Source organism: Salarchaeum japonicum (assembly GCF_049705945.1).
GTDB classification, from domain to species: Archaea; Halobacteriota; Halobacteria; order Halobacteriales; family Halobacteriaceae; genus Salarchaeum; species Salarchaeum japonicum_A.
Map to the genome: position 1 here is coordinate 736,841 of NZ_JBNAMV010000004.1, position 25,057 is coordinate 761,897.

Sequence of the window (25,057 nt, forward strand, 5' to 3'; positions counted from 1 at the left end):
AAATGGAGTGTCGGCAGTGTGGCGCGCCGCTGGACAAGCCCGGCGACTACTGCCTGCTGTGCGACACCGCGAACTGCGACGCGGTCGTGGTCGAAATCGAGGCGTCGCGGGCGACGTTGACGTTTCTGGACGCGGAGCGCGCGGAGGACGAGAACGACCCGCGGAGTCCCGTGCTCGGGGAGACGGTGGTGCCGACGACGCCCGAGCCGGACGAGGAGCGCGAGCTCGTGCAGGTGCGGAACTTCGCGGGCCGCATCGCGGACGAGGTGCGGCGAAAGCGCCCGGAGACGGTGTTCGTCACGGGCGAGCGCGACGTGGTGCGGGCGCTGCGCGCGGACCTCCACCACGAACTCTACCGCGTGAGCGGTGACGACCCCGTCGAGCGCGTGCTCGACCGATGGGGCGACCGAGACCTCGAAATCGTGGAGAAACCGCCGGCGGAGAAAATCGGCGGCGCGCACACGACGCTGGTGGGGGAGCGCGAGGGCTGGCAGGCCATCGAGACCGTCGCCGGCCACCCGCACGTGAAGAAAATCGTCCCCGGCCCCATCGACGCCGGCGGCGCGAGCACGCGCGGCGGCGTGCGGGCGAAGGTGACGCGGGCGGATACGAATGGAAACGTCCGCCTGCTCATCCGGGACGGCTCCTCCGTGCAGGAGAACCGCGTGGTGACGACGGCGATGGACCGCGAGACCGGCGAGCGCGTGCGCGACGACCTGAACGACGCGCTCGAGGACGAGGACCTGAAGCGGGACGCGTAGGCTCGCCAGCGCTGGCGCGGTAGCGACTCAAAGCCCTTATGTGGGCGCTGTGGCTACGTGCTTGTACTATGGCCGAGAAGAAGTCCACGACCGGGAGCGCCGGCCGATTCGGCGCTCGGTACGGTCGCGTCGCGCGTCGCCGCGTCTCCGAGATCGAGTCCGACACCAACGCCGACCACGCCTGCCCCGAGTGCGGCGCGGAGAAGGTCTCCCGCAAAGGCACCGGCATCTGGCAGTGCGCCAAGTGCGATTACAAGTTCGCGGGCGGCGCGTACCGCCCCGAAACCCCCGGTGGCGAGTCCGTGCAGCGCTCCATCCGCACCGCGCTCTCCGAGGAAGAGAACGAGGCATAATGTCCTACAAGTGCTCGCGCTGCAAGCGGGACGTCGAACTCGACGAGTACGGCGGTATCCGCTGTCCGTACTGCGGGCACCGCGTGCTCCTCAAGGAGCGGGCGCGCGACGTGAAGGAAGTTGACGTCCGATAGGCACGCGACGACGCTCCGTTTCTCCTACGCTTCTCCCGCCGTCGCCGAGCGAATCGCCGCGAGCGTCCGCCCCGAAGCCGGTGCTATCGAGGGCGAACGAACGGCAGCGTCCCTCTCCCGAGACGGCGACACTGTCAGGGTCGAAATCGTGGCGAGCGATCTGACCGCGCTCCGCGCCGGCCAGAACACGTGGGCGACGCTGCTGGAAGTCGCGGAACGCGCCGGGGATACCTAACCAGTTAGGGACTGCGCTCTTGTCCGTGACGCCGATAGTACTAGGTGCCGGCCCCGCGGACGTTTCCCCCTCCCCTCTCCCCAGCGTCCGCGGACCTCCCCCTTTGCCGGCCCGGGCCCGAATGCAGGGTCTTTTTCCCTCTCGGGCCTCGACTTTTCGGGTATGCAGGGTAACCTTCCGCCGGAGGCCCAGGAGAAACTCGAAGAGCTTCAGGACCTTCAGGAGACCGCGCAGACCGTGTCGACGCAGAAACAGCAGGCCGAAACCCAGCTGAGCGAGGCGGAGGCCGCGCTCGACGAACTCGACGACATCGACGAGGACACGACGATGTACCGCGAGGTCGGCGAACTCCTCGTGCAGACGGACTACGACGAGGCCGAAGAAGACCTCTCGGAGAAGGTCGACAACCTCGAACTCCGCGTCGAAACCCTCCAGAAGCAGGAAGAGCGCGTGCAGGGGCAGTTCGAGGACCTCCAGCAGGAGCTCCAGGACATGCTCGGCGGCGGCGGTGCGGGCGGTCCGGCGCCCGGCGGCATGGGTCCCGGCGGCGCGTAAATGGAACCGACTGACGAAGAAGTCGTAGAGACCGCGGCCGAGGCAGCCGAGGGCTACGTGTTCTCGCAGCTGGCGACCTCGGACGTGGACGATTTGGACGTGACGGTGTCGTTCGAGGACGGCGTGCTCGACGTGGAAGTCTACATCACGGCGCCCGACGCGGACGTGAACCTAGAGGACGTGGCGGACGACGCCGCGCTGGTCGCGGGGCAGGCCGTCGACGACCTGTTCGCGGACGGTTAGGTCGCGAAGAAGATGAGCGCGCTCACCACCATCGTGGCGAACGCGACGACGAGCGCGAGCGCGCCGCCCATCGAGACGACGGCGTTCGCGTGACTGGCGAGCGTTTCTGTTCTGTCGTTCCCGAACACCGTGACCGTCGCGTGTTCCGACGCCATCCCGGCCTCGACGGGTTCGAGGTCATCGATGGCGTCCTGCGTCAGGTCGCGGAGCAGTGCTTCGAGTTCGTCCACGTCGAGCGCGCCGCCGACCTGGTTCACTGACTGCACGGTGTTCACGATGTGCGTGTCCGTCGTCATCACTTCCGCGTCGTCCAGCCCGACGGTTTCGAGCGCGTCGACGAGGCGGTCGCGGACGCCGGGGTCCATGTTGTTCCCGTCCACGAGCACGTAGCCGGTGCGCTGGCCGTCGGTTTCGAGGACGGCGACGCGCACGCCGAGCGGGCCGATTCCCTCGGCGGGCGTCCAGTTCGTCTCGTCCCACGCGACGCCCATCCGGAGGTCGGTCTGGTCGGCGTCGACGAGGCGGTCCGCGGCCTCGCCCGCGCCCCGTATCAGGTCGAAGGAGCGCTGGCTCCCGGGGACGACGTGCCCGAGGTCGTCGCCGTCGAGGCCGTCGTTCGAGTTGTGCGCGTCCGCGAGCAGCACGTCGTCCACGCCGGCGACGCGGGCTTCCGTGCTGGCGGTGAGACCGACCGCGTACGCCACGTCGTCCGCGAATCCGGGGGCGAACGTCGACGTGAGCAGGAGGTCGTCGCCGAACACCTGTCCGAGGAGGGACGCCTCGCCGGACTGCACCCGCGTGCTCCGAGTCGCGGTGTCGGTGTACGTAATGTCGTCGTGCGCGCGGTCGGCGGCGTCGAGGAGCGGGCGGACCTCGCGCTCCGTGACGAGGTTGAAGTCGTGGCCGGCGGTCGCGTGCGGCGGGAACGCCAGTCCCTCCGCGGACTCCGCGATACGCTGCGGGAGGTTCCCGCCGCCGATTTCGCCCATTGGGCCGGGATGAATCATCGGGAGGACGAACCGCGCCTTCTCGCCGTCGTCGGTGCGCGCGGAGAGCACCGTGACGGGGACGACGGCGTCCTCGCCGAGTTGCTCGAAGAAGTCCTCGAGCTCTCGGGTTCCTTCGGCGATGTGGCCGATGAACCCGCGGACGAAATCGAGGACGCTGACACCGAGTCCGCGCTTCCACGGACGGTCGATGACCGCGAGAAAGCCGTACGCGACGAGGCCGTAGAGCGCGGTCATCCCGAGGAGGAGGAGGAAGTCACCGGGGGTGAAGATGTACTGGATCTTCGTGGGGGCGCTCTCGGGCCGGGAGAGGAATGCGCCGACGAGCGGGCCGCCGAGTTCGAGGTAGTTCATCGCGCCCGAGTAGACGAAGAGGAGGACGGCGGCGGTCGCGGTCTGGATGCCCGCGGGCACCGCGGCGAGCAGCGGGGAGTTCCGGGATACGGCGAGCACGACGAGTAAGCGTATCGCGAACACGAGCGCCAGCGCGGCGGTGAGCGCGTCGAACACGAACTGCTGGGCGAGCGGCGTGAGCACCGCGATGACGCCGGCGACGATGAGGATGGCGACGACGACGAGTTCGCAGACGAGCGCCAGCAGGGAGGAGCGGTTGTAGGTGAGTTGGCCGCCGAGTCGGCGGTCCACGGGCGTCGTCGCGAGCGCGGCGACGACGGTGGGAATGCCGACGAAGAAGACGCCCTGCCACGCGTCCTCCAGCACGGACGGCGTCTCGAACGCGCCGATTCCGGTTATCGCGGCGACGAGCAGGGCGAACGCGACGCTGACGTACCAGTTCGGCGCGCGGAAGATGTAGCGCGAGAGGCTCGCGAGGTCGCCCTGCGTCTCCGTCATCCCTCGCAGCGCGTGAGGAAGTTCTCGAACACTTCCTCGCCGCGTTCCGTGTGCGCGACCTCCGGATGCCACTGGACGCCGTAGAGGTCGCGGTCGGCGTCACTCATCGCCTCCACGTCACACACGTCGCTCGTCGCGGTGAGCGTGAAGCCCTCGGGGAGTTCTTTCACCTCGTCGGCGTGACTCGCCCACACCCGCGTCTCGGGTGCGAGCGACCCGACGAGCGGGTCGTCCTCGTCCACGATGTCCACGGTCACGTCCGCGTACCCGCCGTAATCGCCGGAGCCGACTCGGCCGCCGAGTTCGTCCGCGATGAGCTGCATGCCGAGACAGATACCCAGCACGGGAACGTCGAGGTCGAGGTAGTCCGCCGACCGGCCCGCGCGATCCATGCTCGGCCCGCCGGAGAGCACGATGCCGTCCGCGTCCACGTCCGCGGGGTCGGTGGTGTTGTCCACCATGTCCACGTCCACCCCGAGGTCGCGCAGCGCGCGCTTCTCCAGGTGCGTGAACTGGCCGTGGTTGTCCACGACGACGATGTGCGTCATTACCCGTGATTGGACGCCGCCGAATAAAAACCCACTCGACTCGACTACTCGAAGCGCTCCGCCGCCGTCTCGAACCCCAATTCGTCGAGTTCGTCGCTTCGCCGCCCCTCCCGCGCCGCGAGCGCCTCCGGATCCGGACTCGCGTCGTCACCGATAGCCGCCCACGAACCGTGCACCTTCGCGTGACACCACCGACACAACGTCACCGTCACCTCGTGCCCGAGTTCCCTCTCGCTATCCTCACGCGCGTTGCTCACGGCTTCGCCGTTCGCACTTTCCGCGGACTCACTTCGCTCGTCCGCGTTGCTCGCGGCGCTGCCGCTCGCTCGTTCCGCGCGTTCGCTTCGCTCACGCGCGTACGACAAATGGTGTTCTTCGAGCAACGGTCGGTCGTCGGTGTGGGCGTTCCGGCGCTCTTCGAGGCCGCAGCGCGCGCACTCGTGGGCCGTACTGGTGTCGCGGTAGTGCGGGCAGTCGCGCCACTCCCACTCGTCGTCGGCGGCGGGACAGCGGTAGTCGTCGTCGCGGCGGTCGGCGGCGAACTCCGGGTCGTGCTGGGGGTAGTCGAAGGCGTACCGGCACGTGCCGTCGCCGGTGACGTGGTCGCAGACGCCGGCGTGCTCGTAGGGGTCGTCAACCCCGACGCTCGTGCCGGACGGCGTCTTCTCCATGGACGGGAATCGGACTCCGGGGGCTTAGGCGCGTCGACGCCCGTGTAGGTGGGGAACGCTTACTTCGCTGACCTGATTCGAGGGGAACGTGCGACTTCGACATAATCCCGACGACGACGTGCGGACGCTCGCCGGCGACGTGGAGGTGGCGGACGGCCTCGTGAGCCGCGGGCTGGGCCTGATGTTCCGGCGGTCGATTCCCGAGGACTACGCGCTCGCGTTCCGCCACGACGATGCGAAACCGCGCGGCCTCCACATGGTGTTCGTGCCGTTCGACATCGACGTGGTGTGGACGGAGAACGAGGAAGTCACGGCCGTGGAGACGCTGTCCGCGTGGACCGGCCGCGGGAAGGCGGTGGCGGACGACCTGTACGAACTCCCGGCCGGCGCGGCCGAATCCGTATCGGTCGGCGACCGCGTCTGGTTGGAAGGATGACGCTATTTCTGCCCGGTTTGTCAGGGGATTAAGTGCCTGAACGCGGTTCCTACTACTAAGATGGGAGCCGGAAACAGCGAATCCGAGTACGACCTTATCATCGTCGGCGGCGGTATCAGCGGCGCCGCCCTGCTCTACACCACCGCGAAATTCACTGACGTGGAACGCGTCGCCCTCGTGGAGAAGGAGGAGGAGATAGCGGCTATCAACTCCCACCACACGAACAACTCGCAGACGCTCCACTTCGGCGACATCGAGACGAACTACACGCTCGAAAAAGCCGAATCCGTGAAGGAGGGCGCGGAACTGCTCGCGGGCTACCTCGAAAACGTCGACCCCGACCGCGAGTTCCACTCGAAGCGCTCGAAGATGGTGCTCGGCGTCGGCGACGAGGAAGTCGAGAGCCTCCGCGAGCGCTACGAGGACGACGGCTTCGGCGACCTCTACCCGAAACTCCGCCAGATCGGCCGCGAGGAAATCGAGGACCTCGAACCGAAGGTCGTGGAGGGCCGCGACCCCTCGAAGGAACTCCGCGCGCTCCAGACGCCCGACGGCTACGTCGTCGACTACGGCGCGACCGCGAAGTCCTTCGTGGACGACGCCCGCGAGGAGGACGGCGTGGACGTGCTCACCGGCACGAAAGTCGAGGACATCCAGCAGGGCCCCGACGGCTTCACCGTCGAAACCGCTAGCGGGAGCCTCCAGGGTGACGTGGCGGTCGTCGCCGCCGGCTCGCACAGCCTCCAAATCGCGAAGGAGATGGGGTACGGGAAGAACATGAGCCTCCTCCCCGTCGCGGGAAGCTTCTTCCTCGCGGACAGCGGCCCGCTCAACGGAAAGGTGTACACGCTCCAGATGAAGAAACTCCCGTTCGCCGCCGTCCACGGCGACGCCGACGTGTACGACGACTCCATCACGCGGTTCGGCCCGACCGCGAAACTCGTCCCGACCCTCGAACGCGGCCGCTTCAAGACCGTCGGCGACTTCTTCGACGTGTTCGGCCTCAACATCAACTCCTTCCTGAGCTACGGGAACATCCTCGCCGACCGCATCCTCCTCCCGTACGTCCTGAAGAACCTCGTCTACGACGTGCCCGAAGTCGGCAAGCGCGCGTTCCTCCCCGAAGTCCAGAAAGTCGTCCCGACCGCCGAACTGGACGACATCGAGCGCGCAAAGGGCTACGGCGGCGTCCGCCCCCAGATCGTCAACACCGAGAAGAAATCCCTCGACATGGGCGAAGCCAAAATCGTCGGCAACGACATCATCTTCAACATCACGCCCAGCCCCGGCGCCTCCACCTGCCTCAAGAACGCCATGCGCGACACCCGCCAGGTCATGGACTTCCTCGACGACTACGGCTTCGACGAGGACGCGTTCCGCAACGAAACCATCGACAACTTCCCGCGCGCCGACTAACGCCGCACCGCCTCGCGGTTCACGTCTTCTCGCAGTCCGCGTCTTCTCGACCGTTTCTGAATTCTCTCGACAGCGCTCTCGCTATCCAATTAGAGAACGATAGAACCGCCGAGGGAGAGATTTGAACCTCAGTCACTCCGCTACGCTCCGTTCCTTGACTCAAACTCACCGTCACCGTCTGTTCTCGCTTCGCTCGAACAAGAGCGCCGAGGGAGAGATTTGAACTCCCGAGTCCGTGAGGACAGTAGATTTCGAATCTACCGCCTTGGCCAGGCTAGGCTACCTCGGCTCACTCGCGTCTTGTCGGTTTTGGCGCTTGTAGGTTTCGGTTCGGGGGCATCGGCAGACCTTTGGGCGCGCCGTCGGGGACGTGTTGTATGAACGTCACGCAGGCGAGCGAGGAGGCGGCGGCGGTGCTGGATGCGGTTTCTGACGCGGTTATCGCGGACCGAGAGGTGCTGGAGACGGTACTCGTGGGGTTGCTCTCGCGCGGCCACGTGCTGCTGGAGGACGTGCCGGGAACTGGGAAGACGCTGACGGCGCGGAGCGTCACGACCGCGCTCGGCCTCGACTTCTCCCGCGTCCAGTTCACGCCCGACCTCCTCCCCGCGGACGTGATGGGGACGCACGTCTTCAACGAGAAGACCCGCGAGTTCGAGTTCCAGGAGGGGCCGATTTTCGGGAACGTCGTACTCGCGGACGAGATCAATCGCGCACCGCCGAAGACGCAGGCGGCGCTGCTGGAGGCGATGGAGGAAGGCCAGGTGACCGTCGGCGGGGAAACCCATCAGTTGCCGGAGCCGTTCTTCGTCATCGCGACGCAGAACCCCGTCGAGCAGGAGGGGACGTTCCCGCTGCCGGAGGCGCAGCTCGACCGGTTCGTGGTGAAGTCGAGTCTCGGCTATCCGGACGACTCGGGCGAGGTCGAACTCCTGCGGCGGCGCGCGGGCCGCACCGAGCAGAGTCCGAGCGTCGACACGGTGCTCGACATCGAGGGCGTGCGCGCGCTCCGCGCGGTCCCCGAGGACGTGCGAGTGAACGACGACGTGCTGGAGTACGTCTCCGCGGTGGCGCGCGCGACCCGCGAGGACCCCCGCGTCGAGGTCGGCGTCAGCCCCCGCGGGACGCAGCGGTTGTTCGAGGTGGCGCGGGCGCGGGCGACGGTTCGCGGCCGCGAGTTCGTGACGCCGGAGGACGTGAAGCGGATGGCGGACGCGGCGCTCGCGCACCGACTCGTGCTCACGCCGGACGCGTCCGTGCAGGACGTGTCGAAGCGGGACGTGGTGGCGGACGTGCTGGACGGCGTGCCGGTGCCGACCGTGGATTAGCGGAGCGCGCCGAACAGCGCGAGCGCGCCCGCGGCGAGCAGGACGACCGCGGCGACTGGGCGGCCGTCGGCGCCGACGAGGTAGACCGCGTAGCCTGCGGCGACGGCGAGCGCGGCGACCGCGAACGTGACGGTTGCGTGGACGAGTTCGGCGTTCCGGGTGCGGGCGTCCGCACCGACGTGTTCGCCGAGGCCGATGCCGTGTTCGCCGAGGTCCCACGCGGCGACGGCGAGCGCGCCCGCTGCAAGCGACGCAAACACCGCGCCGCGGAGCGCCACCGCGGCGAGCAGCGCGGCGAGGAAGACGACGGCCGCGCCGGCCGTGACGGAGAGCCGCGACCCCGCGAACGCGCCGTACGCGAAGACGAGAACGCCGACCGCAGCGATAGCCGCAACGCCTGTCGAGACGGTGGCGACGAACACCGTGGCGAGCGTGAGGGCGACGGTGGCGGCGGTCGCGGTGTTCCGCGGCGGCGTCGCGTCGAACTCGGTCACGTCCGCCACCTCCGTTCTGCGGTCGCGAGCGCGACTGCGAGCGGCGTTCCGGCCGCCCAATCGAGCACGCGGACGCCGGCGCGCCGCACGTCCCGGATTCGGAGGCGGCGCTCGACGCGGGCGAGCGTCTCACCGACCTCGCTCCCGCCGGTCGGGTCGGGGGAGACGACCGTCACCGGGTGGCCGTGCGCGTCGAGCTGGCGGGCGAACGCAGCGACGCCGTCGTCCACGAGCGGCGTGAAACAGACGACCTGGGCGTCGGAGGGAAGACGGCCGAGGAGCCGAACCAGCGTCGTCCGACTGAAGAACGGTTCGTCCGGCGGCGTCGGCGCGAAGGCGTCGTCGAGCGCGAGCGACCGCCGGAGCCGCTGGCGGTGGTCGCGGCCCAACCCGGGCGCGAGCCACGCGGTCCGCGGACCGCAGCTCGCGAGGCCGACGCGGTCACCAGCGTCAAGCAGGGCGCTCGCGACCGCGCCCGCCGCGCCGACGCTCCGGTCCACCGCGGATTCCTCGTCGGCGTCGGCGACGTACGCCGACTCGCGGGTGTCCACGACGAGAACGACGGTACCAGCGCGTTCCTCTCGGAACTCGACCGTGGAGAGTTCGCCCGTTCGCGCGAGGCGCTGCCAGTCCAGTCGCGAGAGCGGGTCGCCGCGGCGGTACTCCCGGGTCGCGTGGAACTCCACACCCGTTCCGCCCTCGTTCGTGGTGAGGCGGCCGACCTGCCGGGTCGCCTGCGAGCGCAACGGGAACCCGTCGATTGTGTCGAGTTCGGGGACGCAGCGGATGGTGTCGTCGCCGTCGACGGCCACCGTGGTCTCGACCTCGACCGACCCGGCGACATCCCGCGCGACGACCGTGAGGTCGCCGAACTCGTGGTCGCCCCGCGGCGCTTCGACCAGGTAGGAGAAACTGGCTTCCTTGCCGGCGCGGAGCGCGGTCGCGAGTCGCGGCGACCCGCCGGTGACTTCGACCGCGTCCGGCACGCCGTCGAGGAGGCGGAGGTCGGGGAGGAAACCGCCGTCGTTGCGAACAGTGACAGCTACCTCGACCTCGTCGTCGCGGGCGGGCGTCGAGTCCGAGACCTCGCGTTCGACCGAGAGGTCGGGCGATGGTTCGGTGTCGAAGCGCGCGTAGCCGGCGTACGCGCCGCCGACGACGGCGACGAGGAGCGCACCGGGCGCAGTGAAGAGGAGGGCGACCGCCGCGGAGACGAACGTGACGGCGGCGATGCCGCGCCAGCGCTCTGTGTCGGTCATGCTTCCTCCGCGATGGCCGAGAGTTCAGCGACGGCGCGGGTCGCCCGCCGGTCGAACGCTGCGGTGCCGCGGACCACGTCCCGGAGTTGTATCCGGAGCGGCCGCGTGGGCGTGGTTCGCGCGAAGAACGCGGCGGCGTGCGGGTCGTCCGTCCACGTGCCATCGCGGAGCGCGGCCTCGGCGTCCGCGGTCGTGTAGCCGCCGTACGCCGTGAGGACGCTCATCGCCGTCTCGCGGAGGTCCTCTCGGAGTTCCCGGCGGTCCCTGTTCATACGGCTGGACGCCGCCGTACGGAGGCGGTCGGTACGGTCCGCGCCGGGGCGGTCGAACGTCACGCGCGACTCGACCTCGGGGAGCGACGCGGACTCTCGGGATGCCGCCCGGCGAGCGCTGCCCGCGCGGACGCCGAGGAGGAGCGCGAGCGCGCCGAGCGCGAAGATGGCGGTCCGGTTCGTGCCGAGCGTGCCCGCGAACCCGGGCGCGACGACGAATACGACACCGAGCGCCACCGCGGCGACGCCGACCGCGAGCGCGACGGCTCGCGTGTTCACTCCTCGTCACCCCCGTAGGCGGCCTCAATGTCGCGGAGCGCGTCGAGCGCGCGGCGTTCGCGTTCCGCGGTGACTGGCTGGTCGCCGTACCGGACCTCGCGGAACACGTCGGTGAGCGTATCGACGTGCTGCGGGTCCATGCCAGCGTCGTGGGCGGCGCGCGCGAACTCGGCGGGCGTCGTCGTCTCCGGGGCCGCGATGTCGAGGTGGTCGGTCATGTCTCTCCACGCGCGGTAGACGGCGTTCTCCACGTCCTCGTCGTCCTCGATGCGGTCCGCGGCGACGCCCGCGGCGGTCGCGACGGCGTCCAGCGACTCCTCGGGTTCGGGGTTCCGGAGGGCCTCGTCGTCGGCGTCGTCACCGCTTCCGCGGACGAAGAGGTAGACGAGGACACCGCTCGCGGCGACGAGCACGAGCAGGAGGACCGGCGGCGTGGTGACCGCGGATACCGCGTCGGAACCGGCACCCCCGCCACCGACCGGAATCGTTTGGTTCTGCACCTGTCGAACGGTCTCCTCGACGGGGTTCGAGTCGGTTCCACACTTCGTGAGGAAGGCGTGCAGGAGGACGAAGGGGAAAACGAGGACGAGGAGGAGCGCGAGCGCGATAGCCGTGTTCGCCCGCCATCGGATGAACGCGAACAACGCGATAGCGGCGAGGACGGCGAGCGCGAGGAACGTCGGCGTCAGGAGGAACGGGATGCAGACGACGAACGCCGACCCGAGCTTCGGCAGGCCCGAAACCGACGACCCCTGACCGGTATCAGTGCTGCTACCGTTGCGGTCGGCGTCCGCGGGACCGCTCGGACCGCTGAAACCACCACCACCGCCACCGCCGCCGCTCGTCGCCGGGTTCGCGAGCGTCGCGGCGGCGAGACCGAGCGCGACGACGACGAGGAGGGCGACGACGAGCGCGAGCCGGTTCCGCTTCACGTCACGGCCTTATCCTATCTCTCGTAAATTACTATCGCACGACAAGTACCATTCCTTATTCTGAAAATTTAAATACTGAATAGTCTGATTCTAATATCGTGAGTTCCCCGCCCGAGGTGCCTGCGCCGGTGCCGCCCGACGCGGCCGACGCCTGGTACGCCCCCGACGTTCACAGCCAGTACGAACCGACGCCCGGCGTCGTCGTCACCATCACTCGCGACCGCGGCGCGTTCCGCTACCGCGTCCGCGAACCCGTCCTCACCGCCGCGGAAACCGACGCCGACGACCGCGTGCACGCCTACTTCGAACGCGGCCACCCGACCCAACCGCGGACCCGTGAGGGCGCGCGGGAACGCTACGCCAGAGGATTGGACGACAAACACCGCCGCGCCGTCGCGCGCCTCGCCGACGCGACCCCGGCGGGCGAACGTCGCCTTCGATACTACGCGCTCCGGGACGTGCGGTGTCTCGGCGCGCTCACCCCGCTCGCGCTCGACGACAACGTCGAGGTCGCGGACGCGGACGGCGACCACCTCGTCGTCCACACGACCGAGTACGCGCCCGCCCGCACCGACATCGCCGCCGACGCCGACGCGCTCGACCGCTTCCTCTCCGAACGCCTCGACACCTACACCGTCCCGTTCCGCGAGTTCGACGTGCCCGTCGTCGTCTACCGCGAACACGTCCTCGGCACGGACGCCTTCGACGTGCAGTACGCCGTCCGCGAACCCGACCTCCTGCCCGGCGACCGCGAACTCCTCACCGACTGCAAGACCCACGTCTGGGACGCACGCGTCGGCGACCTCGTCACCGACCACGCCGCGTTCGTCGCGGAGCGCGCCGACCGCTACCTCGCGCGACGCCTCACCGCGCGGAACGCCGGGCGCTGGCTCGACACCCTCCAACACCGCGCCCGCGACGCGCTCGCCGCCTACGACCTCGCGCTCCCTCCAGTCGACCGCCGATTCGCCGACGACCGACTGGACGACCTCCGATACTACGTCCTCCGCGACTTCGTCGGTCACGGCGAACTCACCGTCCCCATCCGCGACGACCACCTCGAGGACGTGGAAGCGAACCGCGTCGGCGAACGCGTGAAAGTCGTCCCCCGGCACTCGCTCTGGAAGGACGGCCGCATCCCAACGAATCTAATATTCGATGACGAACGGTCGTTCGTCGACCTCGTCACCCAGCTCGCGGCCGAGGACGGCGTCGAACTCAACGCGAGCAATCCGAGCGCGAAGGTGAACATCCGACCCGAGGGCGTCGGCGACGACGTGACGGTGCGGTGTGCGGTCGCGTTGCCCGCCATCAGCGCGGACGGCCCGCACGTCTCCATCCGCAAACAGGCCCCGGACGCCCTCACGCCGACCGACCTCGTGCGCACGGACTCGATTTCGCCGGCGATGGTGGCGCTGCTCTGGATGGCGTACGAACACCACGGCGTCGTCGTGTTCTCCGGGCCGACCGGCGTCGGGAAGACGACGCTGATGAACGCGCACGCGCCGTTCATCCCGCACCGCGACCGCCCCGTCAGCATCGACGAAGGCTCGCGGGAAGTGAGTCTCCCCCACGAGACCGGCGTCTCCCTGACGACGCGCGACCACGAGAACCCCCACAAGCGCGTGACGATGGCGGACCTGATGACGGAATCGAACTATCTCAATCCCGATGTCGAGATTATCGCGGAGATAAACACGCCCGAGAGCTTCGAGACGTTCGCGGACGTGCTCAACACGGGCCACGGCGTCATCGGCACGACGCACGCCGCGGACGCCGACCGCCTCGTGAACCGCGTCGTCGAACAGGGACTGCCCGCGTACCTCCTGCGCGAAATCGACCTCGTCGTCTTCCCGCGGCACGTCGAGGGCGAACGCTACGTCGGCGAGATACTCGAACTCGTAGATAAGTCGACGTACGACCGACTCCCCCGAGGACTCGCGAGGCCGTATCGAGAAGGACGACACGACGATTCACTACCACCGGGTTGCCGGCCGCCGCGAGGGCGCGTTCGCGTTCGCGGACGCGAGCGAGGTAGCGTTCTTCGACCGGCTCGCCGCGCACACCGACCGACTGCGTGACGCCGTCGTCGCGGAGTTCGAGCGGAAACAGCGGTACGTCGAGTACTTCGTACAGGACGACCTGAGCGACCGCGACGACCTGTTCGCGTTCCTCGCGGACCTGCGGACGGACGAGGCGGCGACGGTCGAGCGCGCCGCGGGGGACGCGTGAGCGGCGTTCTCGACCGCGCGCTCTACGCTCTCTTCGGCGGACACGCCGACCGGCGACGGCACGCGACCGACCGCCGGCGCTACCGCGGCACCACCGGCACGGAAGGGTTCGACGTGTACCTCGCGCGGCTCTACGGCGCGTCCTGGGTCGCGTTCGCGCTCGCGGCGGTGCTCGCGGGCGGACTCGCGTGGGCCACGCCGCTCGCCACGACCGTCGCCGGGGCCGTCGACCCGCTCACGCCGCTCGCGACGGCGGGACTCGTCGGCGCGCTCACCGGGCTCCTCGCGAAGCGCGGCGCGTTGCTCGCCGGCAGCCTCCACCTCCGCTGGGTGCTGCACGCGCGGCGCGCGGACATCGACCGCACGCTCCCGAGCGCGGTGCGCTACCTGCGCGTGCTCGCGTCCGCCGGCTCCGGGGAGCGCGCGCTGTTCGACGCCGTCGCCGCCCGCGAGCGCGCGTACGGCGAGACCGCCGTGGCGTTCGGCACCGTCCGGAACAAGGCCGCGCTCTCCGGCAGCCTCGGGCAGGCGCTCCGCGTAGTCGCGCGGGACACGCCCTCCCGGGACGCTCTCGCGCCGTTCCTCCTGAAGTTCCGCGAGCACGCCGCGACCGGGCCGGACGCCGTCGAACAGTTCCTCCGACTCGAAGCCCGGATGCTCGCGAACCGACAGGCCCGCGCCCGCACGGAGGCGGAGGGCTTCCTCGAACTGCTCGCGGAACTGTTCGTCGTGCTGCTCGTGATGCCCGCGCTCGTTGTCGTCTCCGTGACCGTGATGAGCGTGCTCGCGCCCGGACTCGGCGCACCCGTCGCGATTGCGGGATACGTGACGACGCCACGGACGCTCCTCGTCGCGGGCTGCGGCGTGTTCGTGCTCGGTATCGGCGCGATTGCGGCCGCGCTCGTCGGCGTGTTCCGGCCGAGCGGGTTCGGCGACCACTGGACGCGCTCGCGCGGCCTCGGCGTGCTCGCGAACGCGCCGCACAACCCCGCGGACGCCCTGCTCGTCCTCGCGCCGCTCGCCCCCGCGCTGGCAGTCGGATTCGCCGCTTTCGGCGTGGGCGTCTGGGACGCGCTGGTGCTCGCGTACGCGGGCGTCGCCGTCCCCGTCGGGGTCGTGGCGGCGCGGCGGTCGCGGGCGGACGACGCGAAGGACCGGGAGTTGAAGGACGCCGTGCACGCCATCGCGGGCCACGTCAGCCTCGGCGTGCCGTTCGCGGACGCGGTCGGCCGCGTCGTCGAGGACGGGTCGCTCGACGCATTGCGCGCCGACACCGCCGACCTCGCGCGCCGCCTCGACTTCCCATCGTCCGGCGAGGACCGTCGGACTGCGGCGCTGGCCGCGTACGCCGAACGGGTCGGCACGCCGCTCGCCGACCAGGCCATCGGGCTCGTCGCGGGCGCGCTCACCGCCGGTAGCGAGGTCGAAACCGCGTTCGACGCGCTCCAGGCCGAGGTGGGGCGGCTCTACCACGAGAAGAAGGCGCTTCGGTCGGAGCTCGCGGTGTACGTCGCGGTCGGCTGGACGACCGCCCTCCTGGTCGTGGGTATCGTCGTCGCCATCAACGCGTACGTCCTCGATAGCTTCGCGCAACTCTCGACCGTCTCGACCGCCACGACCGGTTTGTCGCTCGCGCCGGACGCGGTCGACCCATCGCGCGACCGCCACCACTTCTACCTCGTGACGCAGGCGACGATGCTCTCCTGCGGCTGGTTCGCCGCCATGGCGAGCAGGGGGCGGTACGCCGCGCTCCTCCACTCCGGCCTGCTCGCGCTCGCCGCGTTCTGCGCGTTCCGCATCGGAGGGTTCGCGTGACGGACTCGCGCGCGCAGTCGAACGTCGTCGGCGTCGCTATCCTCCTCGGACTGACGGTGCTCGCGCTCGGCGCGGTGACCGCGAGCGTCGGCAGCCTCGTCGAGACGAACGCGGCCGCGGCGGACGCCAATCGGGTCGCGTCCGACCTCGCGGCGGCGATACAGCCCGTCCGCACCACCGGCGTCCGCGTGGGGACGCTCGCGTTCACGGACGGCCGCCTCGACACCGTCGAGCGCTCGATTCGCGTGCTGAACGACTCCGGCGTGGTGCTGGAACGACCGGCAGACGCGCTCGTCTTCGAGGCGGGCGCGTACACCACGACCTTGCTCGGCGGCGCGGTGACGCTCGGCCGCGGCGACGGCGGACGGTTCGTCCGCGAACCGCCGATGACCGTCGACGAGGACGTGCTCGTCGTCGGGCTCCCTGTCCTCGACGGCGCGGTCGCGGCGGGCGGCGAGAACACGCGCGTCCGCCTGCAAACACACGTCACGCACACCAGACACGACCTCGGCGCGGGGAGCTACGGCGTGGCGGTCGAGACGACGCGGCCCGGGCCGTGGGAGCGGTTCTTCGCGGCCGCGAACGCCACCGTGTCCTCACGGGATTTCGACGGAGACGGCGTCGCGAGCGTGGTCGCTCGGTTCCCCGGGGAGCGCGCTGGCTACGTCGTCGTCCACCGCGTGGAGGTGTCGCGGCGTGGATGACCGCGGTGTCGCGCCCGTTGTCGGAAAGGCGCTCGAAGCCGGAATCGTCCTGCTGTACGTCGGCGCGGTCGCGGCGGCGATGTACGGGTCCGTCGTCCCCGACTACCAGACGACCGCCGGGGACGCCGTCGCGGAGCGAGCGTTGGCCGCCGCGGCCGCGGACGTCGAAAACGCGATACCCGCGGACGTGCGGGCGGCGACCGTTCGCGCCGACGTCCCGCTCCCGGCGACGATTCGCGGCCGGGCCTACAGCGTCGAAGTGGAGAACCGAACGCTCGTCCTCGACCATCCGGACCCCGACGTGAACGCACGTGTTCGGCTGTCGCTCCCCGACTCCGTGACCGATGTCTCGGGGAACTGGTCGAGCGCCACATCCGCGGTCGTGGTGGTCGCCCGCGAACACGGCGAAACCACCGTTCGCCTGGAGGCGCGATGAGGGCGCAACTGAACCTCCCGGCGCTCGGCGTCGCGCTGTTGCTCGTCACCGCGGCGACGGGCGTGAGCCTCGCGGTGGCGAACGGCGCGTTCGCGGCCGCCGAACGCGACCCGATAGCCGACCACGCCGCGACGGCGCTCGCGGACCGCCTCGTCGCGGCGGATGGCCCGCTCGCAGTCAGGAAGAACGTGCTCGGCGCGGACGCCGTCGCGGCGTTCGACTCGGCGCGGTTGCGGTCGCTCGTCGGGGAGCGCGGCGCCGTCGTGCGGCTGAACGGCAGGGTCGTCGCGCGATCGGGTGACGTGGCTGACCCGCGGACGATGCGGCGGCTCGTGCTCGTCGCGACCGTCGAGAACCGGACGCTCACACCCCGAGTCGAGCGCGGCGCGGCGGTGACACTGCCGCGGCGCACCGACCGCGTCACCGTGACGCTCGACCCGCCCGCGGGGACCGGGGTGCGGGCGGTTCGCGTGAACGGTCGCACCGTCCTGTCGAACGACGACGGCCTCCGCGGGACGTTCGCGCTCGACTCGTCGCGCGTCCGCACCACCACCGTGAAGTTCGACGCGACCGACCGGCTGCCGGCGGGGAGCGTCACCATCGAGTACGCGGTGGAGCGGACGGAGAAGGGCGTGCTCGGGGTGAGCGTCGATGCGTAGGGCGCAGCTCTCGCTCTCCGCGGTCGAGGCGGGCGTCGGCGTCCTGCTCGTGTTCGCGGTGACGACGGGGTTCGTGCTCGGCAGTCCCGCGGTCGCGGGGGACGCCCAGCTCGACGCGTACGCGACCGACCTGGGTGCGGTGCTGGCGAACGACGCGCCCCGTCACGGGGACGCGACACGACTGACGGAGGTGACGCGTTCGCCGAGCGGGTTCGAGCGCGAGTCGACCGCGCTCGCGGAGCGAATCAATCGCGTGCTCCCGGAGAACCTCATGTACAGAGTGGAGACGGCGCACGGCACCATCGGGTATCCGCGGCCGGACGGCGTGGCGTACGGGACGGCTCGGCACGCGACGCCGTACGGCACCGTGACAATCTGGGTGTGGTACGCGTGAACCGCCGCGGCCAGCTCGTGCTCGTCGCGGCGGCGGTAATCGCGCTCGCGCTCGTCCCCGTCGTCGCGGCCTACCTCCAGCTCGGGTACGCGCCCGACGCGGGGACGACGGTGGAACCGCGGCCGGGCGCGGACGCCGAGCGGTTGTTGTCGCGGGCGGTGGCGCGTGCGCCCGTCCTCGTCGACTACGACTGGGCGGACCGAGCGCCGGCCGTCGAGTCGGTGCGGGGCGCGCTCGCGCCGCGACTGGACGCGCTGCGGACCGCGCGGCTGACCGACGGAACCGCGGCCGTCGTGTCGTACGCGCCCGCTATCGCGGCGTCGTGGGCCGCCGCGGAATGTCCGGCCGGGCCGAACCGGCAGTTCGGCGCGTGTCGCACGGACGGCGGCGTAGTCGTTCAGGAGCGCGACGGCCAGACGCATCTCGTGGCGGTGGCGTTCGCGGTGCGCGTCGTCTCCGATACCCGGACCGCGGACCTCACGCTCGTGGTCGAACGCTAACGGCTTTGGTCGGGCGGAGCGAACTCCGCGTGTGACGGAACCGCTGCGAACCGGTGCGTTCGTCGGATCGGAGGTCGAGTCGTTCTCGCGGGCGGACGCGATGGAACAGTGGCAGGGCACGGGATTGGACGTGCAGAACGTGTTCACGACGTGGGACACCGCAACCGACCCGCTTCACGGTATCTTCGACAGGCAGCTTCGCGCGATTCGGGACGCGGGCCGGACGCCGATGTTGACGTGGGAGCCGTTCACCGACGGACCGGAGGAGACGCCCGCGGACGTAGCGTCGCGCATCGTCGCGGGCGAGCACGACGACTACCTCGCGCGGTTCTCGCGAGCACTGGACGAGTGGCTGAACGAGGGTGAGGACCGGCGACTCTTCCTCCGGTTCGCGCACGAACCGAACGGCGACTGGTATCCGTGGGCGCCCGCCGCTGGCGGCGTCGGTAGCGCGGACGCGTACGCCGACATGTGGCGGTACGTCCGTGACGCCGTCGGCGCGGACGACCGCGTGACGTGGGTGTGGGCGCCGAATCACGTGGACGTGGGCGAGCACACAGCCGAATCGCTGTATCCCGGCGAGGCGTACGTGGACTGGGTGGGCGTGGACGGTTTCAACTGGGGGGCGACGGAGCCGTGGAGCACGTGGCAGTCCCCGTGCGAGGTGTTCGAGGACATGCTCGCTCGCGTGGACGCGCTCGGCGACCATCCGGTCTGCATCCCGGAGTACGCGAGCACGTCGGTGACGGCGGACGGCCACAACGTGGCCGCGAAGAACCGCTGGATTCGCGAGTTCTTCGCGTACGTCCGCGACTCCCCGGTCGAGCTAGCGGTCTGGTTCAACATCGACAAGGAGACGGACTGGGCGGTGTTCGACGCCGATCGCGGCGACACGGTGGTCACGATAGGCGAGGAGAGATATACGGCGTACTCGGCGTACGGCCGCGAAGCGGGTCGTTAGTCGTCTCGGCGGTCGGTCGCGTCGCCGTCGGTCCCGAGGGGAGTGAGTTCGACGACGGTTTCGGCGGCGTTCTCCACGGTGTTCGATACTTTCTCCGTGACGGCGAACTGGCGGGCGGGCGAGAGGATGCCGTAGAGCGCGCCCGCGGAGTGGAGGAGGACGACGAACGGCGTGAGCACGAGCAGCCCCAGCCAGATGTGGGGGCGTTCGCGGTAGTAGACCAGGCCGAGCAGCGACCAGAGGTAGACGTGCGCGAGCAGGACGAGCGAGAGCGCGACGTACACCTCGGGCAGGACGAGAACGGTGAGCGGAATCGTCTCGATGCCGGCGTAGGTGAGCGCGGAGGTCACCCAGAACACGGGTCCGAAGACGGACACCGCCCAGCCGATGTCGCGGAAGTGATAGAGAATGCGGTAATCCCAGGGGAGGAGGCGGGACTTAGACCGCGTGCCGGTGAGCCAGCGGCGGCGCTGGCCGATCATCGCGCGGACGGACGGCGGCGCCTGGTTCTCGAAGAACGTGTCCACGACCTCAAACGTGGCGTCCTCGTCGAGGACGGCGCGCCACGCGAACACGGAGTCCTCGACGATGGTGTCGGTGTCCCACGTGATGCGGTCTTCGAGCGACCGACGGATGGCGATGCCGCCGCCCCACGCGTAGAAGGGGACGCGGAGGTAGGGAAAGGCGCGCTGTTCGATGTTGAAGCCGATGCGGTGGATTTCGGCGAGGTAGGGGAGGATGCCGCCGGTGCGGACGGGGCGTTCGCGGAACTGGACGATGTCGGCGTTCGAGGGGATGCCGTCGAACGAGGGGATTCGGGTGTCCTCGTCGAGGTAGAGGACGTACTCCTTGTCCGTCGGGTGGTGGATGCGGGCGTACTCGATGGCGCGGCCCTTGAACTGCGCGAACTCGCACGTGAACGACTCCGGGACGACGACGACGTCTGCGCCGTCCACGTCGATGTCGGCTTCCGCGACGACGACCACGTCGCTGAGGGTGTCGGGGAGCGAGTCGACTGTTTCCTGCACGACGTTCTCGTTGTCGATGGTGAGCACGCGCACCTGCACGGCGTCCGGCGTCCATTCGATGGACACCTCGTCGTCGCCGCGGCGGGTCGGCCGGTAGTGCTTCCAGAGGTAGAAGACGAAGAGGTAGCTCCAGAAGCTCACGGGGATGGTGTAGAGGAGGACGAGCTGCCAGAGCACGAACGTCATTACGAGCGCGGGCGACTCACGGAGCGTCTCCCAGAATCCACCGATGACGCCGTCGAGAAGCACAAGCTCGGGCGGGAGCACGAGAATCGCGAGGTCGACCGCGACGAACAGCGCGGCGAGCGTTCCGACGACGGTGAAGACGAGTTGGCGGCGGCGAGTCATGAGAGAGTGGACGGGCGGACGTGCCCGCCGTAGATACCCTCCGTAGGCGACAGGAGGATATGAACTTAGAGGTCGTCCCAGTAGCCCGAGTCGTTCCCGGTCCATCTGATGCTGCAGCCCTGCAGCCGTAAATGGGGCCGAGTTCGCGGGTAGGTCCGACTGACACCACGCTTCACGCCATCCGCGTGGCCGCACGTGACGAACCGAGAAGGACTAGTCCTGCTGGCGGGAGCCGATGAGCTCCCGGTTCTGGGCGACGCGGTAGACCGCGAACAGGCCGAACAGCACCGGGACGCTGACGAAGAACAGCAGGACCGCATCTCCGCGCTCCAGCGGGCCGGGGAACGCGCCCGGACCGGACGCCGGGAGTCCCGCTAGGAGGATGGGGATGAACAGAAGGGTTGAGCAGAGTGCTGCGGCAGTGATGCGTGTGTACGTTCGTGGTCCGATAGTGAACGGAGCCATTATTGGGACACCTCCGTCGGCGGCATCTCGGTCCGCGCGTCGCGCTCGGCCGGCGGTTTCGCTAACGTCTCCCAGTTCGTCCGTGCCCATTCTTGGGCGCGTTCGACCCGTTCCTCAGCGGACCTAAACTGGTCCGGCTCCCCGTTGGCTTCGACAAACCGAAGTCGGCGAAGCAGTCCAGCCATGTTCGCGTTCTGAATCCCCAGACCCGGACGCCGATTGATTTCGAGAATCATCGGCCCCGCTTCCTCGTCGAAGACGATGTCTACTCCGGTGTATCCGAGGTTGCTCGCGATGGCGCCCCGGCAGGCGGTCGCGAGAACGTCGTCCCAGTTCGGAATCGTGAACTCGAGGGACGCGCCCGTATCCGGGTGGGCGTCGATGAATCGGTCGTGTGTCTGTTGGTACCCCCCGGAGGATTCCCCGGTCTCGATATCGACGGCGACGGCGACGGCCCCGCTGTGGATGTTCGCCGTCCCGTCGGACTCTTCGGTCGGAAGTCGGACCATCGCCATCACGGGGAACCCCTGCAGCGTGATGACTCGGAGGTCCGGGACACCCCCGGTGGTCCGATCGGCGAGCATTTTCTCGGGTGTAATGAACGCCTCGACGATCGCTTTGGTCCGTGCGCCGTAGTCTGCGACCCCTCCGACGCAGATGTTTCGGGTGTGGGTCACCACGCCATCCAGGTCCATTCGCCCTCGGTTCGTCAGGAACTCGCCGGTGGCATCGTCGCGGCCACGGACCACTAGAATCCCGCGTCCACCCGACCCACCCATCGGTTTGATGGCGAGTTTGTCCGTCTCGGCGAGGAGTTCGCGGAGCTCGTCGAAGTCCGACTGGCCCTCGGCGACCAAGTAGGTCTGCGGCGTCGGAATCGAGAGGCCGTGAAGGGTTTTCTTCATTTTCTCCTTGTCGAACGCCCCCATAACGGACCGGGGGTTGTACTTCCCCACGAACTCGCGGTTCCGAACGCGCATCGTGAGTATTTCTCCCGGACGCTTCGAGCCCAGCGAGCGTCGAATCGCTCGAAAGCGGACGTACTCGCTGAGGCGGGTCTCGGTCACCGCGCCCAGGAAGATATTGAGGGCGACGAGCGCCACCCACGTTTCGGGTGTGTGGATGACGAAGGAGATGAGCGGCTCGTAGGATACGATGGCGTATCCTGCTGCAATCGCGACCAGTGTCGCGCCGAGGCGCCGTGCTGCTGGCGGCCACCCGGTTTCGTCCACACTGCCGACGAACCGCTCGGCGTACCACGCCGTGATTACGATGGGGAAGATGAGCGCGGACTGGAGGGACGGGATGTTCTGAAGCTGTCCGACGGCCTCGAGGACGAACAGTCCGATAGCCGCAACCACGAGAAGCGAGGCGACGCGGTGGGCGGTTCCGAGGTCAAGGTCGCTGATGGCGACGCGGGCGAGCGCGCTCACCACGAAGACGTAGGCGACGGTGAGGAACCCCCAGAACGGCCCCAAGATTACCCACGAGAACGCCAGTATCACCGGCCCGAACACCCCGAACGTGCTCATCCCCGCCTCGTTACGGAGGATAGCCACGACCGTTCCAGCCACCATCAACTGGAACACGAACTCGAGTTCCTCGGCCACCGGGAGGAACAGCGAGAAGTTCGTTCGGAGGAACGCGGTCGTAACGAGCAACCCGAATAACAGCATTCCAACTGCGAGTAGACGGCCCGAGCGTCTCTTCCATTCCATTACGTAAAGTTTGCAACTGATAGCTGATTCAATCTGTCGGAACATCCCCGAGCGATACGCGGAATCGACGCGGGACGAGCCAGGCGAAGAAGGCGCGCGGCGTTAGAGGTCGTCCCAGTAGTCCGGCTCGTTCCCAGGCGTCCACTTGATGCTGCAGCCGCGGGCCGGCGCGAACTCGCGGGTCACGTCCTCGCCGGCGAGGACAGTGTCGATGGCGTCACGCATCTCGAAGCCGGATTCGCCGGACGGCTCCGCGTCCGGCGATTGTGCGTCGTCCAGTCGGCCGTGGTAGGCGAGCGTGAATTCGCCGCGGTTCGCGAACAGGAACGGGTCGGGCGTGCAGACCGCGCCGTAGGCCGCCGCGGTCGCCTGGGAGTCGTCGCGGAGGTAGGCGTCGTAGTCGACGGTGCCGTCGCTGGCAGCGTCGCGCATCGCGTCCAAGGAGTCGTCGGGGTAGGCGTCGGCGTCGTTCGGATTGATGCCGACGACGGCCACGTCGTCGTAGTCGTCGGCGATTACGTTCAGGGTCGGGTGTTTCGCCTGCGCGTACGGGCAGTGGTTGCACGTGAAGACGACGAGCAGGGCGTCGTAGTCGCTGAAGTCGCCGAGTTCGTAGGTCTCGCCGTTCGTTCCGGGGAGCGAGAAGTCGGGCGCCGAGTCGCCGCGGTCGAGCACGCGCGTGGATTCGCCTGCCATAGTTCAAGAAACGGCGAGCGGCCGGAAAAGCGCTCGGCCCGCGGACGCGGTCGCCTACTCAAACCCCCACTCGTCGGCGCGGCGTTCGGCCTCTTCGCGGGCGCGCTCGCGGATGTCAGCGATGGCGGCGTCATCAGCGAGGAAGGCTTCGACGGCGTCGAGCGACTCCGCATCGGCGTCCGCGTCCTCGGGCGCGCGGTCGCGGGTGCGAGCGGCGAGTACGTCGTCGCCGGCGAGGTGGGTGGCGGGCGCGTCCGGCGCGACCCCGCACTCCGAAGGTGCGTTCGGCGCGGGGTCAGCGTGGAGTTCGACGCGAACGGGGCCTGGGTTCGCGAACGCGGCGAGCGCCGCGCCGCCGGTGCGGCCGTCGCTGTGGCGTGCGTGCGTCGGGACGCCGTCGGCGAACCAGAGGGTGAGACGGTCGGCGGCGTCGAGGAGGAGCGTCTGCTGTGGTTCGAGAACCGCGCGGCCCGTGTGGGCGGCGTCGAGGGCGGTTTCGAGGGGGGCGGCGGTGTCGGGGACGGTGCGGGAGAAGACGAGGCGGCTCATACGTCGTCGGGGACGACGGCGCGCCGGAATCGGTCGGCGACCGCGGCCTCGTTCCCGGGTTTGACGGCGAGTTCGTCGGCGATGCGGCGGTACGCGGCCGCGGCGGGGCTGTCCGGCGCGTGCGCGAGAAGCGGTTCGCCGGCGCGTCGCGCGTGGCGGGCGGCGTCGTCCTCCGGGACGCTCCCGAGGACGGGGCCGTCGAAGTAGCGTTTGGACTGCGCGGCGACGCGCTCGACGCCCGCCTCGTCGCGCACGCGGTTGTAGACGACGCCGGCCACGTCGGTGTCGTAGGACGCGGCGTACTCCTGAACCTTGAGCGCGTCGCTCAGCGCGGGAACGGTCGGCTGCGTGACGAGGACGACGCGGTCGGCGAGTACGATTGGGAGGACGGCGCGCCGGGATGCGAGCGTCGCCGGAGAGTCGAGTAATAGCACGTCCGTGTCGGCGGCGAGCGTCGCGACCACGTCCCTGAGACGGGTCGGGTCGGCGGCGCGGAAGTCGCCGAGGTCGGTGCCGCAGGGGACGACGCGAAGCCCGAAGCGCTCGTAGGTCGCGTCGGCGACCCGGGCGTCCGCGTCGCCGAGGAGGAGGTCGTGGAGGGTCGTGTCGGCGTCCGCGAGGCCGGCGTGAAAGAGGAGGTTCGCCATGCCGGTGTCGGCGTCGACGACGGTCACGTCGTAGCGCTCCGCGAGCGCCATCCCGAGGGCGAGCGCGCTCGTCGTCTTCCCCGTCCCGCCCTTGCCGCTCGCCACCGCGAACACCTCGACCATTAGTTCTC

General features: G+C 69.4%; 29 protein-coding genes, 1 tRNA gene and 1 pseudogene. 17 read left to right on the forward strand and 14 right to left on the reverse strand.

The genetic code is table 11. The features are described from left to right. Nucleotides 1–2: 2 nt before the first annotated feature. The 6 genes from ACOZ4O_RS05630 to ACOZ4O_RS05655 all read left to right on the forward strand — a co-directional run bounded on the left by ACOZ4O_RS05630 (nt 3) and on the right by ACOZ4O_RS05655 (nt 2,281). A complete protein-coding gene (locus ACOZ4O_RS05630; RefSeq protein WP_424524337.1) occupies nt 3–761 on the forward strand; it encodes a DUF2103 domain-containing protein in 759 nt (252 codons plus the stop codon). 68 nt (nt 762–829) lie between these two features. Then, nucleotides 830–1,114 (forward strand): 50S ribosomal protein L37ae, encoded by a 285-nt coding sequence (locus ACOZ4O_RS05635; protein WP_424524338.1) that lies wholly within the window; start codon nt 830–832, stop codon nt 1,112–1,114. Continuing rightward, nucleotides 1,114–1,248, forward strand: a complete 135-nt coding sequence (locus ACOZ4O_RS05640; RefSeq protein ID WP_227260794.1) for a DNA-directed RNA polymerase subunit P — start codon at nt 1,114–1,116, stop codon at nt 1,246–1,248. Before ACOZ4O_RS05635 ends, ACOZ4O_RS05640 begins: the two co-directional genes overlap by 1 nt. Beyond that, on the forward strand, nt 1,235–1,483 hold the full coding sequence (locus tag ACOZ4O_RS05645; RefSeq protein ID WP_424524339.1) for a KEOPS complex subunit Pcc1: 249 nt from the start codon (nt 1,235–1,237) through the stop codon (nt 1,481–1,483). Before ACOZ4O_RS05640 ends, ACOZ4O_RS05645 begins: the two co-directional genes overlap by 14 nt. Before the next feature lie 162 nt (nt 1,484–1,645). Continuing rightward, nucleotides 1,646–2,038, forward strand: a complete 393-nt coding sequence (locus tag ACOZ4O_RS05650; protein ID WP_424524340.1) for a prefoldin subunit beta — start codon at nt 1,646–1,648, stop codon at nt 2,036–2,038. Beyond that, a complete protein-coding gene (locus ACOZ4O_RS05655) occupies nt 2,039–2,281 on the forward strand; it encodes a DUF3194 domain-containing protein (protein WP_424524341.1) in 243 nt (80 codons plus the stop codon). On the opposite strand, the gene ACOZ4O_RS05660 is transcribed toward ACOZ4O_RS05655, so the two are convergent. Genes ACOZ4O_RS05660 through ACOZ4O_RS05670 form a run of 3 tightly spaced genes read right to left on the reverse strand, consistent with a single transcriptional unit; the run spans nt 2,278 to nt 5,359 of the window. Further along, a complete protein-coding gene (locus ACOZ4O_RS05660; protein ID WP_424524342.1) occupies nt 2,278–4,140 on the reverse strand; it encodes a DUF2070 family protein in 1,863 nt (620 codons plus the stop codon). The genes ACOZ4O_RS05655 and ACOZ4O_RS05660 overlap by 4 nt on opposite strands. Further along, the gene (locus ACOZ4O_RS05665) at nt 4,137–4,688 is read right to left on the reverse strand and encodes a GMP synthase subunit A (RefSeq protein WP_424524343.1); all 552 of its coding nucleotides are present in this window, start codon (nt 4,686–4,688) and stop codon (nt 4,137–4,139) included. Before ACOZ4O_RS05665 ends, ACOZ4O_RS05660 begins: the two co-directional genes overlap by 4 nt. Before the next feature lie 44 nt (nt 4,689–4,732). Further along, entirely contained in the window at nt 4,733–5,359 is a 627-nt protein-coding gene (locus ACOZ4O_RS05670) for a DUF7097 family protein (protein ID WP_424524344.1), read from the reverse strand. 88 nt (nt 5,360–5,447) lie between these two features. Here ACOZ4O_RS05670 and ACOZ4O_RS05675 point away from each other — a divergent pair, with 88 nt between their 5' ends. Continuing rightward, entirely contained in the window at nt 5,448–5,795 is a 348-nt protein-coding gene (locus ACOZ4O_RS05675) for a DUF192 domain-containing protein (protein ID WP_424524345.1), read from the forward strand. A 60-nt stretch (nt 5,796–5,855) separates the two neighbouring features. Beyond that, entirely contained in the window at nt 5,856–7,211 is a 1,356-nt protein-coding gene (locus tag ACOZ4O_RS05680) for an FAD-dependent oxidoreductase (RefSeq protein WP_424524346.1), read from the forward strand. A gap of 204 nt (nt 7,212–7,415) precedes the next feature. On the opposite strand, the gene ACOZ4O_RS05685 is transcribed toward ACOZ4O_RS05680, so the two are convergent. Continuing rightward, a tRNA-Ser gene (locus ACOZ4O_RS05685) sits at nt 7,416–7,500 on the reverse strand. Between the two features lie 88 nt (nt 7,501–7,588). On the opposite strand from ACOZ4O_RS05685, the gene ACOZ4O_RS05690 reads away from it, so the two are divergent. After that, on the forward strand, nt 7,589–8,539 hold the full coding sequence (locus tag ACOZ4O_RS05690) for an AAA family ATPase (protein ID WP_424524347.1): 951 nt from the start codon (nt 7,589–7,591) through the stop codon (nt 8,537–8,539). Here ACOZ4O_RS05690 and ACOZ4O_RS05695 read toward each other — a convergent pair. From ACOZ4O_RS05695 to ACOZ4O_RS05710, 4 genes are read right to left on the reverse strand one after another with little or no spacing between them, the layout of a single operon-like run. Continuing rightward, nucleotides 8,536–9,033 carry a DUF7519 family protein gene (locus ACOZ4O_RS05695; protein WP_424524348.1) on the reverse strand — a complete coding sequence of 166 codons (498 nt, stop codon included), beginning with the start codon at nt 9,031–9,033 and terminating at the stop codon, nt 8,536–8,538. The genes ACOZ4O_RS05690 and ACOZ4O_RS05695 overlap by 4 nt on opposite strands. Beyond that, nucleotides 9,030–10,292 (reverse strand): DUF58 domain-containing protein, encoded by a 1,263-nt coding sequence (locus ACOZ4O_RS05700; protein ID WP_424524349.1) that lies wholly within the window; start codon nt 10,290–10,292, stop codon nt 9,030–9,032. The genes ACOZ4O_RS05695 and ACOZ4O_RS05700 overlap by 4 nt, the downstream gene beginning before the upstream one ends. Beyond that, a complete protein-coding gene (locus tag ACOZ4O_RS05705) occupies nt 10,289–10,843 on the reverse strand; it encodes a DUF7269 family protein (protein ID WP_424524350.1) in 555 nt (184 codons plus the stop codon). Before ACOZ4O_RS05705 ends, ACOZ4O_RS05700 begins: the two co-directional genes overlap by 4 nt. Further along, nucleotides 10,840–11,775, reverse strand: coding sequence for a DUF4129 domain-containing protein (locus tag ACOZ4O_RS05710; protein ID WP_424524351.1), 936 nt, complete (start codon nt 11,773–11,775; stop codon nt 10,840–10,842). The genes ACOZ4O_RS05705 and ACOZ4O_RS05710 overlap by 4 nt, the downstream gene beginning before the upstream one ends. A gap of 95 nt (nt 11,776–11,870) precedes the next feature. Here ACOZ4O_RS05710 and ACOZ4O_RS05715 point away from each other — a divergent pair. From ACOZ4O_RS05715 to ACOZ4O_RS05750, 8 genes and pseudogenes are all read left to right on the forward strand, one after another. Further along, nucleotides 11,871–14,007, forward strand: a pseudogene (locus ACOZ4O_RS05715) (type II/IV secretion system ATPase subunit). Next, complete coding sequence (locus tag ACOZ4O_RS05720) at nt 14,004–15,821, forward strand: type II secretion system F family protein (RefSeq protein WP_424524352.1); 1,818 nt, start codon at nt 14,004–14,006, stop codon at nt 15,819–15,821. The pseudogene ACOZ4O_RS05715 and the gene ACOZ4O_RS05720 overlap by 4 nt, the downstream one beginning before the upstream one ends. Next, nucleotides 15,818–16,525, forward strand: coding sequence for a DUF7289 family protein (locus ACOZ4O_RS05725; protein ID WP_424524353.1), 708 nt, complete (start codon nt 15,818–15,820; stop codon nt 16,523–16,525). The genes ACOZ4O_RS05720 and ACOZ4O_RS05725 overlap by 4 nt, the downstream gene beginning before the upstream one ends. Next, nucleotides 16,518–16,961, forward strand: coding sequence for a DUF7266 family protein (locus ACOZ4O_RS05730; protein ID WP_424524354.1), 444 nt, complete (start codon nt 16,518–16,520; stop codon nt 16,959–16,961). Before ACOZ4O_RS05725 ends, ACOZ4O_RS05730 begins: the two co-directional genes overlap by 8 nt. Beyond that, entirely contained in the window at nt 16,958–17,620 is a 663-nt protein-coding gene (locus tag ACOZ4O_RS05735; protein ID WP_424524355.1) for a DUF7263 family protein, read from the forward strand. The genes ACOZ4O_RS05730 and ACOZ4O_RS05735 overlap by 4 nt, the downstream gene beginning before the upstream one ends. Beyond that, complete coding sequence (locus ACOZ4O_RS05740; RefSeq protein ID WP_424524356.1) at nt 17,613–18,014, forward strand: DUF7262 family protein; 402 nt, start codon at nt 17,613–17,615, stop codon at nt 18,012–18,014. Before ACOZ4O_RS05735 ends, ACOZ4O_RS05740 begins: the two co-directional genes overlap by 8 nt. Beyond that, a complete protein-coding gene (locus ACOZ4O_RS05745; RefSeq protein ID WP_424524357.1) occupies nt 18,002–18,514 on the forward strand; it encodes a DUF7261 family protein in 513 nt (170 codons plus the stop codon). The genes ACOZ4O_RS05740 and ACOZ4O_RS05745 overlap by 13 nt, the downstream gene beginning before the upstream one ends. 31 nt (nt 18,515–18,545) lie before the next feature. Continuing rightward, entirely contained in the window at nt 18,546–19,475 is a 930-nt protein-coding gene (locus tag ACOZ4O_RS05750) for a glycoside hydrolase family 26 protein (protein ID WP_424524358.1), read from the forward strand. Here ACOZ4O_RS05750 and ACOZ4O_RS05755 read toward each other — a convergent pair. The 6 genes from ACOZ4O_RS05755 to ACOZ4O_RS05780 all read right to left on the reverse strand — a co-directional run bounded on the left by ACOZ4O_RS05755 (nt 19,472) and on the right by ACOZ4O_RS05780 (nt 25,049). Then, nucleotides 19,472–20,851, reverse strand: a complete 1,380-nt coding sequence (locus ACOZ4O_RS05755) for a glycosyltransferase family 2 protein (RefSeq protein ID WP_424524359.1) — start codon at nt 20,849–20,851, stop codon at nt 19,472–19,474. The two genes, ACOZ4O_RS05750 and ACOZ4O_RS05755, sit on opposite strands and share 4 nt — an antisense overlap. Before the next feature lie 213 nt (nt 20,852–21,064). Continuing rightward, nucleotides 21,065–21,316: a hypothetical protein gene (locus ACOZ4O_RS05760; protein WP_424524360.1), complete on the reverse strand. Its 252-nt coding sequence runs from the start codon at nt 21,314–21,316 to the stop codon at nt 21,065–21,067. Beyond that, the gene (locus ACOZ4O_RS05765; RefSeq protein WP_424524361.1) at nt 21,316–23,034 is read right to left on the reverse strand and encodes a sugar-transfer associated ATP-grasp domain-containing protein; all 1,719 of its coding nucleotides are present in this window, start codon (nt 23,032–23,034) and stop codon (nt 21,316–21,318) included. The genes ACOZ4O_RS05760 and ACOZ4O_RS05765 overlap by 1 nt, the downstream gene beginning before the upstream one ends. A gap of 102 nt (nt 23,035–23,136) precedes the next feature. Beyond that, nucleotides 23,137–23,730, reverse strand: a complete 594-nt coding sequence (locus ACOZ4O_RS05770; RefSeq protein ID WP_424524362.1) for a thioredoxin family protein — start codon at nt 23,728–23,730, stop codon at nt 23,137–23,139. Nucleotides 23,731–23,784: 54 nt separating this feature from the next. Further along, on the reverse strand, nt 23,785–24,279 hold the full coding sequence (locus ACOZ4O_RS05775) for a hypothetical protein (RefSeq protein WP_424524363.1): 495 nt from the start codon (nt 24,277–24,279) through the stop codon (nt 23,785–23,787). Continuing rightward, nucleotides 24,276–25,049 carry a P-loop NTPase gene (locus ACOZ4O_RS05780; protein WP_424524364.1) on the reverse strand — a complete coding sequence of 258 codons (774 nt, stop codon included), beginning with the start codon at nt 25,047–25,049 and terminating at the stop codon, nt 24,276–24,278. Before ACOZ4O_RS05780 ends, ACOZ4O_RS05775 begins: the two co-directional genes overlap by 4 nt. Between the last annotated feature and the right edge of the window lie 8 nt (nt 25,050–25,057).